Annotated in this window: 14 protein-coding genes; 5 read left to right on the top strand and 9 right to left on the bottom strand. The window is 75.3% G+C overall.

The window, feature by feature from the left end; translation table 11 throughout:
- Positions 1–13 precede the first annotated feature (13 nt).
- Positions 14–1,369 carry an MFS transporter gene (locus IEZ20_RS16105; protein ID WP_229896090.1) on the bottom strand — a complete coding sequence of 452 codons (1,356 nt, stop codon included), beginning with the start codon at positions 1,367–1,369 and terminating at the stop codon, positions 14–16.
- 80 nt (positions 1,370–1,449) lie between these two features.
- Between IEZ20_RS16105 and treY the strand changes: the two genes are divergently transcribed.
- A complete protein-coding gene (treY, locus tag IEZ20_RS16100; protein ID WP_189298922.1) occupies positions 1,450–3,819 on the top strand; it encodes a malto-oligosyltrehalose synthase in 2,370 nt (789 codons plus the stop codon).
- 14 nt (positions 3,820–3,833) lie between these two features.
- Here the strand turns inward: treY and IEZ20_RS16095 are convergent, their stop codons facing one another.
- Positions 3,834–4,772 (bottom strand): LysR family transcriptional regulator, encoded by a 939-nt coding sequence (locus IEZ20_RS16095; RefSeq protein WP_189298920.1) that lies wholly within the window; start codon positions 4,770–4,772, stop codon positions 3,834–3,836.
- 88 nt (positions 4,773–4,860) lie between these two features.
- Here IEZ20_RS16095 and lpdA point away from each other — a divergent pair, with 88 nt between their 5' ends.
- Positions 4,861–6,327, top strand: a complete 1,467-nt coding sequence (gene lpdA, locus IEZ20_RS16090; protein ID WP_189298918.1) for a dihydrolipoyl dehydrogenase — start codon at positions 4,861–4,863, stop codon at positions 6,325–6,327.
- 137 nt (positions 6,328–6,464) lie between these two features.
- Positions 6,465–7,715 carry a M14 family zinc carboxypeptidase gene (locus IEZ20_RS16085; protein ID WP_189298916.1) on the top strand — a complete coding sequence of 417 codons (1,251 nt, stop codon included), beginning with the start codon at positions 6,465–6,467 and terminating at the stop codon, positions 7,713–7,715.
- Positions 7,716–7,741: 26 nt separating this feature from the next.
- Here the strand turns inward: IEZ20_RS16085 and IEZ20_RS16080 are convergent, their stop codons facing one another.
- Positions 7,742–8,155, bottom strand: coding sequence for an SSI family serine proteinase inhibitor (locus IEZ20_RS16080; RefSeq protein WP_229896089.1), 414 nt, complete (start codon positions 8,153–8,155; stop codon positions 7,742–7,744).
- 120 nt (positions 8,156–8,275) lie between these two features.
- Complete coding sequence (locus IEZ20_RS16075) at positions 8,276–8,827, bottom strand: FHA domain-containing protein (protein WP_189298912.1); 552 nt, start codon at positions 8,825–8,827, stop codon at positions 8,276–8,278.
- A 177-nt stretch (positions 8,828–9,004) separates the two neighbouring features.
- Here IEZ20_RS16075 and treZ point away from each other — a divergent pair, with 177 nt between their 5' ends.
- A complete protein-coding gene (gene treZ / locus IEZ20_RS16070; protein WP_189298910.1) occupies positions 9,005–10,750 on the top strand; it encodes a malto-oligosyltrehalose trehalohydrolase in 1,746 nt (581 codons plus the stop codon).
- A 45-nt stretch (positions 10,751–10,795) separates the two neighbouring features.
- Here the strand turns inward: treZ and IEZ20_RS16065 are convergent, their stop codons facing one another.
- The 4 genes from IEZ20_RS16065 to IEZ20_RS16050 form a co-directional block, all read right to left on the bottom strand.
- Positions 10,796–11,731, bottom strand: a complete 936-nt coding sequence (locus IEZ20_RS16065; protein ID WP_189298907.1) for a phosphotransferase family protein — start codon at positions 11,729–11,731, stop codon at positions 10,796–10,798.
- A gap of 52 nt (positions 11,732–11,783) precedes the next feature.
- Positions 11,784–12,911 carry an aminopeptidase P family protein gene (locus IEZ20_RS16060; RefSeq protein WP_189298905.1) on the bottom strand — a complete coding sequence of 376 codons (1,128 nt, stop codon included), beginning with the start codon at positions 12,909–12,911 and terminating at the stop codon, positions 11,784–11,786.
- Positions 12,912–13,184: 273 nt separating this feature from the next.
- Positions 13,185–13,754, bottom strand: coding sequence for a PDZ domain-containing protein (locus IEZ20_RS16055; RefSeq protein WP_189298902.1), 570 nt, complete (start codon positions 13,752–13,754; stop codon positions 13,185–13,187).
- 249 nt (positions 13,755–14,003) lie between these two features.
- Positions 14,004–14,873 (bottom strand): LysR family transcriptional regulator, encoded by an 870-nt coding sequence (locus IEZ20_RS16050; RefSeq protein WP_189298900.1) that lies wholly within the window; start codon positions 14,871–14,873, stop codon positions 14,004–14,006.
- 96 nt (positions 14,874–14,969) lie between these two features.
- On the opposite strand from IEZ20_RS16050, the gene IEZ20_RS16045 reads away from it, so the two are divergent.
- The gene (locus IEZ20_RS16045) at positions 14,970–15,692 is read left to right on the top strand and encodes a CTP synthase C-terminal region-related (seleno)protein (RefSeq protein WP_189299221.1); all 723 of its coding nucleotides are present in this window, start codon (positions 14,970–14,972) and stop codon (positions 15,690–15,692) included.
- Positions 15,693–15,731: 39 nt separating this feature from the next.
- Here the strand turns inward: IEZ20_RS16045 and phsA are convergent, their stop codons facing one another.
- Entirely contained in the window at positions 15,732–17,606 is a 1,875-nt protein-coding gene (gene phsA / locus IEZ20_RS16040; protein ID WP_189298898.1) for an O-aminophenol oxidase PhsA, read from the bottom strand.
- Positions 17,607–17,633: the final 27 nt, after the last annotated feature.

Below are 17,633 nucleotides of genomic sequence, written 5' to 3'. Positions count from 1 at the left end.
GTGTCGCAGCCCCCTAGCGGGGCTGCGCGTCCCGCACGCGCGCGTGGGGGGCCTTCCCCGGCTCCCCCGCGTACGTCGTCGGGCGCACCGTGAGAGCGAGCACGAAGGCGAGGCCGGCCGCCGTGCTCGCCGCCGTGAAGGCCGCCCAGGGACCGTGGGTCTCGGCGAGGGGCCCGGTGACGGCGACGGCCAGGGCCTGACCGCCGACGAGGGCGCTCGTGGCCACGCCCATCGCCTCGGCCAGCCGGGACGGCGCGACCGCCCGCTCCACGAGGCCGAAGACGGTGATCAGGTGCGGGGCGTAGGCGACGCCCAGGACGGTCACGACGGCGTACAGGCCGGGCAGGCCGCTCGTGCCCGGCAGCGGCAGGGAGAGCGCGCAGCCGGCAGCGGTCGCCAGCCGCCACCGCGTCCGGGCCCCGACCCGCTCCGGTACGGCCGCCATGGCGAGCCCCGCCACGGCGCTCATCACCCCCATGGCGGCGTACACGAGCCCGGCCTGGTCCTGCTGTCCGAGCCGGGCGGTGAGCGCGGTGATCCCGGCCTGGCAGGCCCCGAACACGGCGCCCTGGAGGGCCAGCGCGGTGAACAGGGCGGGCACGCAGCGGGGCATGGGGGCACGCCTGGCCCGCATCCGGGCGGGACGCGGGCCGGCGTTCCCGGACGCGGCCGCGCCGCCCGGACCGGCCGCCACGCGCGCGGGTACCGCCCGGCCCGGCGCCACGCGCGCGGGTGCCGCCGCTCGGGCCGTCCGGTGCAGGGCGAACGCGCTGCCGCAGGTGGCCGCCAGTGCCGCCGCGGCGGCCATCGCGTAGGCCGGGTGGGCGAGTACCGCGGCCAGGCCGACGAGTGAGGGGCCGAGGACGAACGACAGCTCGTCCAGGGTGCTCTCGAAGGAGAGGGCCGCGCCGACGACGGTCTCCGGGGCGTCGGCGCGGCGGGCGAGGGCGATCAGCCGGGCGCGCGCCAGCGGACCGACGAGCGGCACGGTGGCTCCCGCGGCGGCTCCCAGGAGGGCCAGGACGGGCGTCGGCAGCCCGGCGAGCGCGCCGGTGACGAGCGCGGCCACGGCGAGGGCGCCCGCGAGCGAGAACGCGAGCACCACCGGCCGCTGGCCGTGCCGGTCCGCGAGCCGCCCCACCAGCGGTCCGCAGGCCACCTGGCCGAGGGCGAGCGCGCCGCCGGTCAGGCCGGCCGCGCCGAGGGAACCGCTCGTGCGGGCCACGAGCAGCACACTGCCGAACTGGATGGTGGCCGTCGGCAGCCGCCCCAGGAAGGACACGCACGGCAGCAGCGGCCCCGTCAGGCCGATCACCCGCCGGTAGGTGTCCCGTGTGCGGTGCCGTCCCGGTTTCCCCGTCGTCCCCATCGCTCGAACGTAGACACGCGCGCGTGATCCGGGCAGCGGCCGATGACACGAAAGCCGGCGAGCGGGGTACGTAGGTTCCCATGACTTCTGCGCGACCCGGACCGGCGGTGCCCACGGCCACCTACCGGCTGCAGCTCCAGCCCGCGTTCCCGTTCGCCGCCGCCGAAGCGGCCGTACCGTACCTGGCGTCGCTCGGCGTCTCGCACCTGCACCTGTCGCCCGTCCTGGAGGCCGTGCCGGGGTCCGCCCACGGCTACGACGTCGTGGACCACACGCGCGTGCGCGAGGAGCTGGGGGGCGAGGAGGGGCTGCGCGCGCTGGCGCGCACCGCGCGGGACCACGGCCTCGGCCTGGTGGTGGACATCGTGCCGAACCACATGGCGCTGGCGCCCCGGTACAACCGCGCCCTGTGGGAGGTGCTGCGCGACGGACCCGGTTCGCCGTACGCGCGCTGGTTCGACATCGACTGGGAGGCGCAGGGCGGCCGCGTGCTGCTGCCGGTGCTCGGCGCTCCGGTCGGCTCGGAACTGGCACACCTCGTGGTCGACGGTGACGTGCTGCGCTACCACGACCACGCGTTCCCGCTCCGCCCGGGCACCGAGCACCTTCCGCTGCCCCAGCTGCTGGACGCCCAGTGGTACCGCCCGGTGTGGTGGCGGCTGGCCCGTACCGAGCTGAACTACCGGCGGTTCTTCAGCATCTCGGAGCTGATCGGGCTGCGGGTGGAGGACCCGGAGGTGTTCGACGCCACCCACGGCACGATCCTGCGGCTGCTCGCGGAGGGAGTGGTCGACGGGCTGCGGATCGACCATCCGGACGGGCTCGCCGACCCCGACGGCTATCTGGCGCGGCTGCACGCCGCGACCGGCGGGCGCTGGACGGTGGTCGAGAAGATCCTCGCCGACGACGAGCGCCTTCCGTCCTCCTGGCCGGTCGCGGGCACCACGGGCTACGACGCCCTGCGGCACGTCGACGGCCTGTTCACGGACCGCACCGGGGCGTACGAACTGCTGGGCCGCTACCGGGCCTTCGCGGCACCGCAGACGGACCGGGGCGGCAACTGGGAGGCCACGGCGCGGCGGGCCGCGTACAAGGTGCTCACCCACGAACTGGCCACCGAGACGGACCGGCTCACCCGGGTGGCGGCCCGGCTGTGCGCCGCCTCGCCCGACCTGTCGCTGCGCGACCGCGCGCCCTGGGCGCTGCGGACGGCCGTGGAGGAGCTGCTGGTCCGGATGCGGGTCTACCGGCCCTACGCCTCCGGTGACGCCTCGGCCGTGATCACCGAGGAGGCCGCCGAGGAGGCCCGGCTGGCGTTCGTGGTGCCGGAGGAGGCCGAGGCCGTCGGCATCGTGCGCCGGCTGCTGGTGGAGCCGCCCGGTGAGGCGTCGGCGCCGGACCACGCCGACCGGGTGGAGTTCCGCACCCGGTTCGCGCAGACCGCGTCCGCGCTGCGCGCCAAGTCGGTGGAGGACACGGCCTTCTACCGTTACGTGCCGCTGCTGTCCCTGGCCGAGGTGGGCGGCGACCCGGGCAGCCCGGGTGTGCCACCGGAGGACTTCCACGCGTACTGCGCGCGCGTGCAGCGCGACTGGCCGCTCACCGGCACGGTCGTCTCCACGCACGACACCAAGCGCAGCGCGGACGTGCGGGCCGCGCTGGCCGTGCTCACCGAGTGCCCGGACCGCTGGGCGGAGTTGCTCGCCGAGGTGACGCAGGCCGAGGAGGGCGTGCCGGACGGCCAGCTGGCGTGGGCGGCCTGGCAGACGGTGTTCGGACTGGGCCCCGCGGAGGAGGAGCGGGTCCGGGCGGCGCTGCTGAAGCACGTGCGCGAGGCGGGCATGTACACCAGCTGGACGGAGCAGGAGCCGCCGTACGAGGAGGCGGTGGCGGCCTTCGTCGCGGGAGGGCCGTGCGGGCCGCCCGGCGAGCGGGTGGCCGCGTTCCGCAAGGCGCTGGAGCCGCACGTGCGGGCCAATGTCCTCGGTACCGCGCTGGTCCATCTGACGATGCCCGGGGTGCCGGACGTGTACCAGGGCACGGAGGGCGAGTACCGGGCGCTGGTGGACCCGGACAACCGTCGGCCGGTGGCGTTCCCGCCGGAGGCGCCGGGCGAGAAGGACGCGGTGACGGCGGCGGCGCTGCGGCTGCGGGCCCGGCGGCCGGACGCGTTCGGGGCGGGCGCGTCGTACGACCCGCTGGCCGCCGAGGGCCCGGCGGCCGAGCACTGCCTCGCGTTCGCGCGTTCCGGTGAGGCGGTCACGGTGGTGACCCGGCTGTCGCTGCGGCTGGCGGAGGCGGGCGGCTGGCGGGAGACGCGGCTGCCGCTGCCGCCCGGCCGGTGGGCGGACGCGCTCGTCCCGGGGCGGGAGTTCACCGGGCACGTGCGCGTGGCGGACCTTCTGGACCGGCTGCCGGTGGCGCTGCTGGAGCGGGTCGCGGAGGACTGAGCGGCCCGGGGGGATCAGGTGGCGGCCGGTACGGCGGCCGGTTCGCAGTCCTCGTACGGCCCGGGGGTGCTCAGGGACGGCCAGGTGGCGCGCAGGAGGTCCACGAAGGCCGCGGCGGCCCCGGTGGGCGGCACGCGCGCGTAGACGGCCAGGGGGCGCTTCCAGGCCGGTTCCGGGCTGAGGACCACGCAGTCCTCGCCGACGGCGCCGCGCACGATGTGTGCGGGCGCGGTGCACACGCCGACGCCGGCGGCGGCCATGCGGACGGCGGTCGAGGTGTGCTCGGTCCACACGGCCGTCCGGGGGCGGAAGCCTGCCTTCCCGCAGGCCCAGTCGAGGAAGCGCTCGCCGTGCACGACGGGTTCCATGGCGCAGCGGATCCACGGGCGGTCGGCGAGTTCCGGGAGCGTGACCGTCGTACGGCCCGCGAACCGGTCGTCGAAGGGCACGACGAGGACCAGTTCCTCCTCGCCGACGGGCACGACGGTGCCGGGCCGGCCGGTGGGCTCGGGGCCGACGGCGAGGTCGGCGGTGCCGCGCTGCACGGCCTCCTCCAGGGCCTCGGCGGTGGCGTACTCGTGCAGGCGCAGCAGGACCCTCGGGTGCGCCGTGCGCCAGCGGGCGAAGACGTCGGGCAGGGCGCCGACCGCGATGGAGTGGAGGGCGGCGACATGCAGTTCGCCGCCCTCGGCGCCGACGGTGGCGCGGGCGGCGCGGCGGGCCTGCGCGGCGCTGCGGACGGCGAGTTCGGCGTGCGGGAGGAAGGCGCGGCCCATGGGGGTGAGGCGCACGCCCCGGGGCAGGCGCTCCAGCAGGGCGCCGCCGACCGACTTCTCCAGCGCCTTGATCTGGTGGGAGAGCGCGGGCTGGGTGACGTGCAGGGTGTCGGCCGCGCGGGTGAACGAGGCCTCCTGGACGACCGTCACGAAGTACTCCATCTGACGCAGGCTCATCCTCACGCCCTCCCATAAGGATCATGCATGGATCCCACAACAACATTGCCTTGGACTCATGGCAAGGGGTGGACGGAGGGTGGATGCCATGACCATCGATACGGGCATCCATACATCCGACGTGATCGTCATCGGTGGCGGCACCGGTGGCTACAGCACCGCCCTGCGTGCCGCCTCCCTCGGGCTGGACGTCGTCCTCGTCGAACGCGACAAGGTCGGCGGGACGTGCCTGCACCGGGGCTGCATCCCGAGCAAGGCGATGCTGCACGCCGCCGAACTGGTCGACGGGATCGCCGAGGCCCGCGAGCGCTGGGGCGTCAAGGCGACGGTGGACTCCGTCGAGTGGGGCGCGCTGGTGGCCACCCGGGACGACATCGTGGCGCGCAACCACAAGGGGGTGGAGGCGCATCTCGCGCACGCGGGCGTGCGGGTGGTGCGGGGCAGCGCGCGGCTGACGGGGACGCGCACGGTGCGCGTGGAGGGCGTGCGCACAATCGACGACGGCGCGCACAGTGGGGTCGCGCCCGGCGTGCGCGACCTGGTGGCGCGCCGCGGGATCGTCCTCGCGACCGGCTCACGCCCGCGCACGCTCCCGGGGCTCGCGCCCGACGGGCGACGCGTGGTGACCAGCGACGACGCGCTGTTCGCGCCGGGACTCCCCGCGTCCGTCCTGGTGCTGGGCGGGGGCGCGATCGGTGCGGAGTACGCCTCCTTCCACCGGTCCATGGGCGCCCAGGTCACCCTGGTGGAGGCCGCCGACCGGATCGTGCCGCTGGAGGACGCCGACGTCAGCCGGCACCTGACGCGCGGCCTGAAGAAGCGCGGGATCGACGTCCAGGCGGGGGCGCGGCTGCTCGACGCGGAGCTGCTGGACGGCGGCGTACGCGCGCGCGTACGCACGGCGCGGGGGGAGACCCGGACGGTGACGGCGGACCGGCTGCTGGTGGCCGTGGGCCGGGCTCCGGTCACCGAGGGGCTGGGCCTGGAGGCGGCCGGTCTGACGACGGACGAGCGGGGGTTCGTCGTACCGGCGGACTGGCGCCGGCTGGAGACGGCCGTGCCGGGCGTCCACGTCGTCGGCGACCTGCTGCCGCCGCCCTCGCTCGGCCTCGCCCACGCCTCGTTCGCGGAGGGCCTGCTGGTGGCCGAGACACTGGCCGGGCTGGAGCCGGCGCCGGTCGACTACGCGGCCGTGCCCCGGGTGACGTACTCCTCGCCGCAGACCGCCTCGGTCGGGCTGGGCGAGGCCGAGGCACGCGCGCGCGGGCACGAGGTCGACGTCAACACCATGCCGCTGACCGCCGTCGCCAAGGGAATGGTGCACGGGCAGGGCGGCATGGTGAAGGTCGTGGCGGAGGCCGGCGGCGGACAGGTGCTCGGCGTCCACCTGGTCGGCCCGCACGTGTCGGAGATGATCGCCGAGAGCCAGCTGATCGTCGGCTGGGACGCCGAGCCCGCGGACGTGGCCCGGCACGTGCACGCGCACCCCACGCTCTCGGAAGCGGTGGGCGAGGTGTTCCTGACGCTCGCGGGACGCGGCCTGCACCAGCAGTGAGCCCACGCAGCGCAGTGGCCCGTACGGGGGCGGGCCACTGCGCCCGGGCGCCCCCGGGAGCCTCCCCCGCCGCACGCTTGACAGTTCACCCGCCGCGTGCGGGACTGGGAGGGCGAAGCCGGGCGGACAAGTCGGGGGTGAGTCCACTGCCGGAGCTGCGCTATCCCAGCGTTCCCGAACTGGTCGCCTCCGCACGGGCGTTGGCGGCTCGGGAGCCCGGGCTGTGCGCGCTGCGCCAGGTGGGCCTGTCGCGCGCGGGAAGACCCCTGCACCTGCTGTCGGTGGGACACGCCCGCCGAGCCGTGCTCGTGGTGGCGGGTGCGCACGCCAACGAGCCGACGGGCGGTTCCACGCTGCGAGTGCTCGCCGAAAGAGTGCTGGCCGAGCGGGAGTTGCGGGCGGACACCTCCTGGCACTTCCTGCTGTGCGCGGACCCGGACGGCGCGAGTCTGCACGTGACCCCGGCGCCGCGCAGCCTGCTCGACTACCACCTCGGCTTCTACCGGCCGACGGGCGCGGAGCAGCCGGAGTGGTCGCCCGCCGTGCTGCCGCCGGATCGCCTGCCGCCCGAGACACGGGCGCTGACCGCCGTCATCGACGAGCTGCGCCCGTATCTCCAGGTGACCTTGCACGGCACCGATCTGGGCGGCAGCTGGGTGCAGCTGACCAAGGACGTCCCGGGCCTCGCCGAGCCGTTCGCCAAGTCCGCCGCGGAACTGCACATACCGGTGGAGACGGGGGCCTCGGACGCGGCGGGCTGGCCGGCCTCCGGCCCCGGGGTGCACGTGATGCCCGGCCCGGAGACCGGCGTGGCCTACCCGAGCATGCCGGACGACGCCCGGCACAGCACCTGGTACCACGCGCACCGGTACGGCGGCCTGACGGCCGTGGTGGAGGTGCCGATGTGGGCCAGTGACCTGGTGGACGACCCGGCGCCGCACCCGGCGCCGGCGGCGGCCATGCGGCGGCTGGCCGCGCGGCTGCTGCGGGACGCGCGCGAGGTCGAGCGGATACTCGCCGACGCGCTGCCCCGGCTGGACGGCGTGGACGGGCCGCTGCTGCGGGCCGCGCGCTGGGCGCTGGGGCTGATCCCGGGCCTGGCCGAGGACTGGATCCACACCTCCCCGGCGGGCACCACCATGGCGTACGTCGGCAGCGTGGACGCCTTCGGGCGGCGGCTGCCGCTGCGGGCCGCGGCGATGCTGCTGCGGGTGCTGCGGGAGACCGACGACCGGGCGGCGCCGCGCCTGGAGCAGCTCGTCGCCGACTGGTGCGACGCCTTCGCGGAGCGGTTCCGGGCCCGCTGGGTGCCGTTGGAGCACCAGGTGGAGCACCAGTCCCGGACGGTGCTGGTGGCGGCACAGCAGGCCCGGGAGCGGGTGGTCTGAGCCGTGTCCGGCCCGGGGCGCGGCGGTCAGCCGTCCAGCCGGAAGACGGGTCCCGTGCGTGCCCTCATGACGCACGCGCTGGTGTACGTCTCCTCGAAGTCGATCCAGCGGCCGTTCCAGCGGCCGCGCGCGTGGGCGGTCACCGGAGCGAAGATCATCGGGCAGAAGGCGTGCGCGGCGGGGATGCGGTCGATGTCCCCGTCGACGGCGTCCAGTTCGGCGCAGGCCTCGGCCGCGTGCGCGTGCCCCAGGGGCGGGTCGCACAGCAGCAGCGCGCCGAGGGTGCCGCCGGACCGGGCGCCGCCCTTGGTGACCGTCAGGCGGAGCCAGTCGCCGGGATGGGTGTCCCGGGAGGCGGCCCGGGCCGGACCCGCGGTGAGGAGGCCGGTGGCGGCCAGCAGGGCGCCGGCCGCCGCTGCCGCTCTGGTGAGATACGTCATGCCCGTTCCATCGGCACGGCGGCCCGGCATCCGGAGTGCGGCTCACCCGATCGGGACGGTACACGCGCGTGGCCGAGTGTCCGTTCGAACGGTGCGGCCGGACAGGCGCAGGCGGGCGGTTCAGGGGGCCGTGAGCCGGAACGCCATCCTGCCGAAGGCGACCTGGTCGCCCTCGCGGACGGCGACCGCCCCGGTCACCCGGCGGCCGTTGACGGTGGTGCCGTTGGTGGATCCGAGGTCCCTCAGGACCCACAGGCCGCCCTGGTGGCGCAGTTCGGCGTGCACCCGCGAGACGGTCTCGTGGTTCAGGCGCAGCCCGTTCGCGGGGTCGCGGCCGATGCGCAGCGGATGGGTGTGCTCCGGGTGCGGCAGCAGCAGCTTGGGAAGCCGCTCGGCCTGCCAGGCCCGGCGCAGCCGCACGGTGAACCCGGAAACGGCCTCCACGGTGCCGAGGATCACCCGGGAGAACCGGTTCTCCCGGGGCAGGTCGGCGACCAGGACGGCGAGTTCCTCGGAGTGGCGTGCGGCCAGCGCCAGTTCCATGCGGCGCACGAACGTGTCGTGCGAGAGCCGGCCCAGGGCGACGCCGTCGCGCAACGCCTGCAGCGCCTTGTCACGCTCCGCGTCGGACAGGCGCGCGGGGTAGGTGGAGAACTCGAAGGACGACGTCACGCTGGTGATTGTCGGGCAGTGAACCCCGGGTGTCCAGAATTCACGGAACCGGTGCCGGTGTGCGGGCACTTCCGCGACACCTGCCGGCAAAGGGCCGATTCGAAAGCGGATTGATCGTCCGGGACGGCACGATGGGACCGCGGGACATCACGGTGAGCAGACGAAGGGGAACCGTCCGTGCAGTTCGAGGTGTGGGCACCGCAGGCAGACCGAGTGACGCTCCATTGCGAGGGCACCACGCGCGCGTTGGCGCGCGATCCCGCGCGCGAGGGCTGGTGGACGGGCGAGGCGGAGGCGGGGGACGGCACACGGTACGGGTTCGCGCTGGACGACGGCCCCGTGCTGCCCGACCCGCGCTCGCGCCGCCAGCCGGACGGCCCCGACGGGCTGAGCGCCGTCGTGGACCACGGGCGCCACGAGTGGCGCGCACCGTGGGCCGGGCGCGGGCTGCCGGGCGCGGTGCTGTACGAGCTGCACGTGGGCACGTACACCCGGGAGGGCACCCTGGACGCCGCCGCCGCCCGGCTGGAGCACCTGGTGGAACTGGGTGTGACGCACGTGGAGTTGATGCCGCTGTGCCCCTTCCCGGGGAGGCACGGCTGGGGCTACGAGGGGGTGTCGCTGTGGGCGGTGCACGAGCCGTACGGCGGACCCGAGGCACTGAAACGCTTCGTCGACCGGGCGCACGGACTCGGGCTGGGCGTCGTCCTGGACGTCGTACACAACCACTTGGGCCCGTCGGGCAATCATCTCCCCCGGTTCGGGCCGTACTTCACGGACACGCACACCACGCCGTGGGGCGCGGCGGTGAACCTGGACGCGCCCGGCTCCGACGAGGTGCGCGCGTTCCTCCTCGGCAGCGCGCTGGCGTGGCTGCGGGACTACCGGATCGACGGGCTGCGGCTGGACGCGGTGCACGCGCTGTACGACACGCGCGCGTGCCACTTCCTGGAGGAGCTGTCGGCGGCCGTGGACGGCCTGGCGGCCGAGGTCGGCAGGCCGCTGTTCCTGATCGCCGAGTCGGACATGAACAACCCGCGGTTCATCACCCCGCACACGGAGAACGGCCTCGGGCTGCACGCCCAGTGGAACGACGACTTCCACCACGCCCTGCACACCGCGCTGACCGGGGAGTCGCAGGGCTACTACGCCGACTTCGCCCGGGCTCCGTTCGCCGCGCTCGCCAAGACGCTCACCGGCGGCTACTTCCACGACGGCACCTACTCCAGCTTCCGGGGCCGCAGCCACGGCCGGCCGCTGGACCGCGCGCGGGTGGGCGGGCACCGGCTCCTCGGGTACAGCCAGACCCACGACCAGGTCGGCAACCGCGCCCAGGGCGACCGGCTCGCCGCACACCTCTCCCCCGGTCTGCTGGCCTGCGCGGCCACGCTGACGCTGACCGCGCCGTTCACGCCGATGCTGTTCATGGGCGAGGAGTGGGCGGCGGGCACGCCCTGGCAGTTCTTCACCGACCACACCGACCCCGAGCTGGCCGAAGCGGTACGGCGCGGCAGGCGACGGGAGTTCGCCGCGCACGGGTGGGCCGAGGAGGACGTGCCCGACCCGCAGGACCCGGCCACCCGGGAGCGGTCCTGCCTGGACTGGTCGGAGCCGGAACGCGAGCCCCACGCGCGCGTGCTGGCCTGGTACCGCCGGCTGATCGCGCTGCGCCGGGAACAGCCCGACCTCACCGACCCCGACCTCGCCGACACGAAGGTCGCCTACGACGCGGACGCCCGCTGGCTGGCCTTCCGCCGCGGGGACGTACGGGTGGCGGTGAACCTGGGCGAGGAGGAGGCGGCGATCCCGCTGGGCACCGGCCGGGTGGAGGTCCTCGCCGCCTGGGACCCGGTGGAGGCACCGGGCCCGGACGGGCTGCTCCAGGTGCCCGGCGAGTCGTGCGTGGTGCTGGCACAGCCCTGACCGGCGGACGGTACAGGCACCGCCTGCGGGGCCGCTGCGGCCCCGTCAGGGCTCCGGTTCGTCCTCCGGGAAGTCCGTCACCCGCTCCAGCAGGATCGGCTCCCAGACGCGCCGCAGCTGGGTCCGCAGGAGGGGCAGGGAGCCGGTCGTACGGCCCTCCAGGTGGTCGGTGAGGCGGATGACGGTGTCGCAGCGGGCCAGCCACAGGCCGCGCAGGCAGGGGCGGGCGCCGTAGCCGGCGAGGGTGGCGGCGCGGACGGCCGCCGGGGAGCCGACGGCGACGGCGAGCCCGGCGATGTCCTCGGCCGGGTCGCCGAGGGCCGCCGCGGTCCAGTCCAGGATGCCGCGCACCCGTCCGTCGGCGCTGACCACCACGTGCGCGCCGGTCAGCCCGTGGTGGGTGAGGACGGCGGTACCGGGCTGCGCGGCGAGCTGGGCCGCGCCGGGCGGGGTGAGCTGGTGCAGCCGGGCGGCGTCGAACTCGTCGGCGGCGGAGAGCCGTTCGGCCGCGTGCACGGCCATCCGGCGCAGCGCCTCCAGCGAGCGCGGCGCGACACGCGGCACACCGAGCGCCTCGGCCTGCCGTACGGGCACCGCGCGCAGTCCGCCGAGCAGCCCGGCGAGGTCCGCCTCGCCGATGGCGGAGACGTCGTGCTCGTCGGCCGTGCCGCCGGGCACCCGGGTGTCGAGCGTGTAGGCGAGGCCGGGCGCCCAGTCGCCGTGCGCGACGCTGGTCGGCACGGCGACCGGCACATGCGGGCGGACCACGTCGCGCAGGCGCAGTTCCCGGCGGCGGCGAACGGAGGCCTCGCGGTCGGGGGCGAGGCGCAGCACATGGCGGCCGCCGATCCACCAGGTGTGCTCCCGGTCCTCCGTCACGGGCCGCACATCGGGCCCACCGGTGCCGTCGTCGCCCTCCTTGAGCAGCGAACGAACCAGTCTGCGGACGGTGTCCGCGGTGGGTGTCGGTGCCTGGGTCATGGGTCGCGGGTAGCCGTTCCGGGTGTCGTCGTGCAGGGGTCTCCTGGGCCTCTCAGTCCACTATGACCATCTCACGGGTGGTGTTGTTGAGGCGGCGTCCGCCGTCCTCCGTGACCGTGACGATGTCCTCGATCCGCACCCCGAAGCGGCCGGGCAGATAGATGCCGGGCTCCACGGAGAAGCACATGCCGGGCACGAGCGGCTGCTCCTCGCCCTCGATCATGTACGGCGGCTCGTGCGTGGTGACGCCGATGCCGTGCCCGGTGCGGTGGATGAAGTACTCGCCGTACCCGGCGTCCCTGATCACCGCGCGGGCCGCGCGGTCGACCTCCTGACAGGCCACGCCCGGGCGTACCGCCTGGACACCGGCCTCCTGGGCTGCGCGCACCACGTCGTGGACCCGGCGCTCCTCCTCGGTCGGCTCGCCGACGTGGACCGTGCGGGTGGTGTCGGAGCCGTAGCCGTTCATCAGGCCGCCGAAGTCGAGGACGACCATGTCGCCGCGCCGGATGACCCGGTCGCCGACCTCGTGGTGCGGGTTGGCGCCGTTCGGGCCGGAGCCGACGATGGTGAAGTCGACCTGGGAGTGACCGAAGCGGCGCAGCAGGCGGGCGAGGTCCTGGCCGACGTCGGACTCTCGGCGGCCCGCGAAGGGAACCTTCCGGATCTCCTCGAACGTGGTGTCCGCAGCCGCTCCGGCGGCCGCCAGCAGGTCCAGCTCGGCCGCGTCCTTCACCGCGCGCAGCATGGGCAGGGCGTCGGTGAGGGAGGCGTAGGAGGTGTCGGGCAGGGTCCGCTGGAGGCCCAGCAGGTGCATCGCCCAGGTGTTGTCGCTGATGCCGAACCGGCCGCGGTCGTCGAGGAGGCCGGCGGTGACGGCGTACGGGTCCTTTCCGTCGGTCCAGTCGCGCAGGGTCAGCGCGGCGGCGCCGGTGGCCTGCTCGGCGTCCGGGGCCTCCAGGGTGGGCACGACCAGGACGGGGTCCCGGCCCGGGGCGAGGACCAGCACGGTGAGCCGTTCGGTGACGGCGGTGGGTGTGTAGCCGGTGAGCCACACCATGTCCGGTCCCGGGGCGACGAGCAGCCCGGCGAGGCCGGCGTCGGCTGCGGAGCGCGCGGCGCGCTCCATGCGGGCCCTGTAGTCGGCGGCGGTGAAGGGCGCGGGCGTACTACCGGTCATCCGGGCCTCCGGGCGCGAGGGGAAGGGAGAAGGGGCGGGGCGGGGCGGTGGCGCGTCGGCGTCTCGGGCAGCATCCTGCCCGCCCGGACAGGGGCACGCGAGCCGGTCCCGGCGACCGACGTCCAGCGGTGCGCGGTCCGCAGCGCGCGCTGCGCGGTCCGCGGTCCGTGGCGAGGGGACTCGGCATGGGCCCATGATGGCGCGCGGGACGGACGGTGACCAGCGGGTTTCGTGGCGTGTGCGGGACCTGCGAGCCGTAGGGACGCGGCTCGGTCAGGTGACCAGGCCGGGGGCCACCGACAGCTGCTGGTAGCCGCCGCCGCTGTGGCGCACGGTGAGCAGCACGGCTTTCCCTGAGCGGGCGCGGGTGACGGCGCGGGCGAGGTCGGCGGCGGTGTCGACCCGGGACGTGCCGAACTGCAGCACCACGTCACCGCGGACCAGGCCGGCCGCGTAACCGGGGCCGGGCACGTGCACGCCCACCACCAGCGCGCCCGCCTTCTCGGCGTCGACGACCTCGACACCCAGGGTCGCGCCGGGCGCGGCGGGGGCGGGCTCGGCGGTGGGAGTGGCCGAGGGGGCCGGCGGCGGAGCCTGACGTTGCAGTTCGGCGAGCCGGCCCATGCCGATCACCGTGGCGCCGACGGTGCCGATGCCGACACCGGAGAGCACCAGCGCGGTGCCGGCGCACACGCCCAGCAGCACGGTCCGCAGCCGCCGCCCGCGCCGGGGCGCGGCGTGCGGGCGGCGGGCGGGGCCGGCGGTCCCGGCGGTCCCGGCGGTGCCGTCGTCCCGCCGGTCCTGACCGGGGATGGGCTTGGGACGCAACGCAGTCTGTTCCATGGTTCGCTCGCCTCCGGCTGGTGCTCTACCCGGGACGGCGGGCCGCGACGAGACACGAACGAGTGAGAATGGCCGAAGACCGGCGGCGGGTAGGGGGCGCGGAGGGGAGCGCGCGGGCCGACGCGCGCCCGACCGTGGTGGCGTGGGCCGGCCGGACCGCCGCCGTAGCACACCGGCCGGACCACCGGCCGGACCGTCGGCCGGTGCCGCTCTTCCTCCTTTCGGCTCTCCTCACCGGTTCCGGCGCGCTCACCGCCCGTCCAGGAGCCGTCGCACCACCTCCGCCGCCGCACCCCCGGGGCTGCCGCCGTGCAGGAGTTCCGTGCGGTGGACGAGGCGGGGGGAGGTGAGGGGGACGGCGGCTGTACCGGGGACGGCCGCGGCCGCCGAGCGGGGCAGCAGGGTGAGGCCGTGCCCGGCCGCCGTGAGGGCGGTGAGGGTGCGGATGTCGGTGCCCTCGTAGCGCAGGGCGGGCCGGAAGGCGCCGCCGCCCGCGGTCGCGGCGCGCAGGTGTGCGAGCGGGAGTGCCGCGTCGGGCGCGTCGATCCAGCGGGCGTCCCGGAGGTCGCCGAGGCGCAGACCGGTACGGCCGGCGAGGGGATGTCCGGCGGGCAGCAGGACGCTCACGGGTTCCTCGGCGACGCCGTGCGTGGTCAGCGGCGCCACGTCGGGCAGCCGCAGCGGATCGCTCGGCGCCGCCGGCCCGTCGACGAGGCCGAGGTCGGCGGCGCCCGTGGCGACGGCGGCGGGGATCTCCGCGCGGGTGAGGACGCGCAGGGTGACACCGGCCGGCGGGAGCGCGCCGAGGACGGCGGGGCCGAGCGCGGTCGCGGTGGTGGCGAGGGTCAGGCCGTGCTGGGGCGCGGCGGCCATGCGGACGACGTCGGCACGGGCCGCGTCGAGCCGCAGCAGCAGCGGACCGGCGTGCTCCAGCAGCCGTTCGCCCGCTGTCGTGGGCGCGACCGGCCGACGGGTCAGCAGCGGTGCGCCCAGGTCCTGTTCGAGGGCGGCGATGTGCTGGGAGACCGCGGACTGGGTGTAGCCCAGCTCGCGCGCGGCCTCCGAGAAGGAGGCGAGACGCGCCACGGTGACGTAGGTGCGGAGCAGATGCGGGTCCATGCCGCCCAGCATGGCACTCCATCAGCAGCGCTTATCGACCGTGCAGGAACCATCGTTGGACGTGAACCACCCGTGGTGCCGAGGATGGTGGCCATGATGAACACCGCCACCCTCGCCCTCGTCGGCGACCGCTCCCCGCACGTCGTCTCGCACACCCGCGTCCCGGTTCTGCTGGACGCCCTGGCCGCCCGGGACCGGCTGGTCCTGGACGCGTACTGGATCTCCTCGGAGGACGCCGCGGCCGAGGGCGCGGTGCGCGGGTTCGACGCCGTGTGGGTACTTCCGGGCAGCCCGTACCGCAGCGAGGCGGGTGTCCTCGCGGCGGTGCGCACCGCGCGCGAGGAGGGCATCCCGTTCCTGGGCACGTGCGGCGGCTTCCAGCACGCGCTGCTGGAGTACGCCCGGAACGTGTGCGGGCTGACCCGCGTGGCGCACGCCGAGAACGACCCGGACGCCGAGGACCCGCTCATCGAGCCGCTGGCCTGCTCCCTGGTGGGCCACGAGGCCGCGGTGGCGGTCGAGCCGGACTCGCTGGCCGCGTCCGTGATCGGCTCGGCGCGCACGGTGGAGCGGTACTTCTGCGCCTACGGCCCCACGCGCCACCTCGACACGCTCCGCGCCCACGGGCTGCGGTTCTCCGGCCACGACGAGGACGGCCGGGTCCGGATGGCCGAGCTGCCCGGCCATCCGTTCTTCCTGGCCTCGCTGTTCCAGCCGGAGCTGGCCGGCGACGGCTCGCGGCCGCACCCGATGATCCGGGCACTGGCGCGTGCCGCGGTCGAGCACGCGGCGTCCCGGACCGCCGCCCGGCCGGTGTGACCCGGCCTGCCCGCACCCGCGGCCGCCCCTGTCCCGCCGTCAGCCCGTGTGGCCCTCGCCGTGGCCGCCGTGCGCCCCGCCGTGGTCGAACTTCAGGGCTTCCGGCGGCATGACGACGAACGGCCGCATCATGCCCATGTCCTCGTGCTCCAGCAGGTGGCAGTGGTACATGAACCGGCCGTACGCGCCGTCGAAGCGGCCCATGACCCGCAGCATCTGGTTGCCCGGGACCCGGAAGACGTCCTTGTGGCCGCGCTCGTTCGGCGCGAGCGGTATCGCCGTCCCCGCGTCGTACCGGATCGGGGTGCGGGTGCCGCCGACGGCCGGGTCGAAGCCGGAGACGTCGTAGGCGTCCCGGCCCAGCAGCTGGAAGTCGGCCAGGTGGATGTGCATGGGGTGCACGATGGGCGCGAGGTTGAGGAAGCTCCACTGCTCGTGGCTGCCCTCGGCGATGGTGAAGCCGAGTCCGTCGTTGAACGTCCGCGCGGTGCGGCGGTACGTCTTCGTGGTGCCGTCGGGTCCGGTGACCTGGACGATGCCCTCGGCCGGCAGCCGCAGGCCGGAGGCGTCCGGGACCTCGGTCATCTCCCAGATCTCCGGGTGCCCGCCGGCGCCCTTGGTGGCGGGCGGCGTGAGCAGGACCAGGCGGTGGCCGTGCGGGATGTCGTGGGTGAGGCGGCGGAAGGAGTTGGAGAGCACCTCCGGCAGTTCGAAGGTGTCCTCCTCGCAGGTGTCCCGGACCCGGAACTCCAGCACGTCCGGGCAGGGCACGTCACCGGCCGGGTCGGACACGCCGGCCGGCTGGTTGCGGCCCTTGTTCACCAGGCGGAGGGTCCGCCCGGCCAGGCCCCGGAAGTCCACCAGCAGGTCGAAGCGCTCGGCCGGCGCGGCGGTGAGGGCGGGCAGCTGCTCGTCGAAGTCGACCGGCACCGGGCGTGGCAGCAGCCCGCCGTCGCTGCCGATCTGGTGGACGATGCCCGGCACCGGCTCGCCGTCCTCGTCGATGAGGACGAGGTCGAAGATGCGCGCGTTGGAGGCGTTGACCAGCCGGAAGCGGTACCAGGCCGGGTCGACGTCGGCGTAGGGCCAGATGCGGCCGTTGACCGTGGTGTACGGGCCGGTGAACGGGACGGAGACCGGCTTGCCCGTCTCCGGGTTCTTCTCCTGGACGATCACCGTCTTGTGCAGCAGCCGGCCGTTGAGGCGGCCGTCCTCGTCGGTGTCGAGGTTGCGGTCGGCGATGAGCAGCGGGATCTCGCGCTCGCCGGAGGGCAGGTGGAGGGCGTCCTCCTCGTCGTCCCGGACGAGGTAGGTGCCGTACAGGCCCGTCATCACGTTCCACCGGGTGATGTTCATGGCGTGGTCGTGGTACCACCACTGCACCGCCTGGTGGTCGTTCGGGTACTCCGACAGCTGGGCGTCGCCGTGGCCGACGGCGTTGTCCGCCCAGCCGTCGTTGCCTCCGCCGGTCTGCGCGCCGTGCAGGTGGGTCACCGACCAGGCGGGCAGGGCGGCGACGTCCTTGTTCGGCTCGACGCCTCCGCGGCCGGGCTCGGTGGTGGCCTGCGGGCGGCCGTCGGTGCGCAGCGGCACCTCCACCGAGGTGACCGGGTACTCGCTGTCCTTGGGTATGCGGTTGGTCCAGGCGATGCGGACGCGCTGGCCGCGCCGCACCTCGATGGTCGGGCCCGGCACGTGCCCGTCGTATCCCCACATCAGGGTCGGCGGGAGCTGCGGGTGCAGGCGCACCCAGGTCGGACGCAGCGCGATCTCGGTCTCGCGCAGGACGTCGCCGTCGGCGGGCCGCAGGAGGGGCGGCACGGTTAACGGCGCGACGTACGGCGTCAGTTCCCCCGTCCCCGACGCCTTCTCCCCCGTGGTCTCTTCGGTGAGCCTCTCGATGGTCTCGGTCAAGGCCGAGCACCCCCCGTGATCCGTGGT

The organism is Streptomyces cinerochromogenes (assembly GCF_014648635.1).
Taxonomy (GTDB): Bacteria; Actinomycetota; Actinomycetes; order Streptomycetales; family Streptomycetaceae; genus Streptomyces; species Streptomyces cinerochromogenes.
The sequence above is the reverse complement of the archived record's forward strand: the minus strand, read 5'-3'. Positions and strand labels throughout refer to the sequence as shown.

Bases quoted from the DNA above. Each gene is read 5' to 3' on its own strand.
- IEZ20_RS16095 (WP_189298920.1), bottom strand. From the start codon at position 4,772: ATGAGCCTGCGTCAGATGGAGTACTTCGTGACGGTCGTCCAGGAGGCC.
- IEZ20_RS16080 (WP_229896089.1), bottom strand. From the start codon at position 8,155: ATGACGTATCTCACCAGAGCGGCAGCGGCGGCCGGCGCCCTGCTGGCC.
- IEZ20_RS16050 (WP_189298900.1), bottom strand. From the start codon at position 14,873: ATGGACCCGCATCTGCTCCGCACCTACGTCACCGTGGCGCGTCTCGCC.
- lpdA (WP_189298918.1), top strand. From the start codon at position 4,861: ATGACCATCGATACGGGCATCCATACATCCGACGTGATCGTCATCGGT.
- IEZ20_RS16055 (WP_189298902.1), bottom strand. From the start codon at position 13,754: ATGGAACAGACTGCGTTGCGTCCCAAGCCCATCCCCGGTCAGGACCGG.
- IEZ20_RS16045 (WP_189299221.1), top strand. From the start codon at position 14,970: ATGAACACCGCCACCCTCGCCCTCGTCGGCGACCGCTCCCCGCACGTC.
- IEZ20_RS16065 (WP_189298907.1), bottom strand. From the start codon at position 11,731: ATGACCCAGGCACCGACACCCACCGCGGACACCGTCCGCAGACTGGTT.
- treY (WP_189298922.1), top strand. From the start codon at position 1,450: ATGACTTCTGCGCGACCCGGACCGGCGGTGCCCACGGCCACCTACCGG.
- IEZ20_RS16105 (WP_229896090.1), bottom strand. From the start codon at position 1,369: ATGGGGACGACGGGGAAACCGGGACGGCACCGCACACGGGACACCTAC.
- IEZ20_RS16060 (WP_189298905.1), bottom strand. From the start codon at position 12,911: ATGACCGGTAGTACGCCCGCGCCCTTCACCGCCGCCGACTACAGGGCC.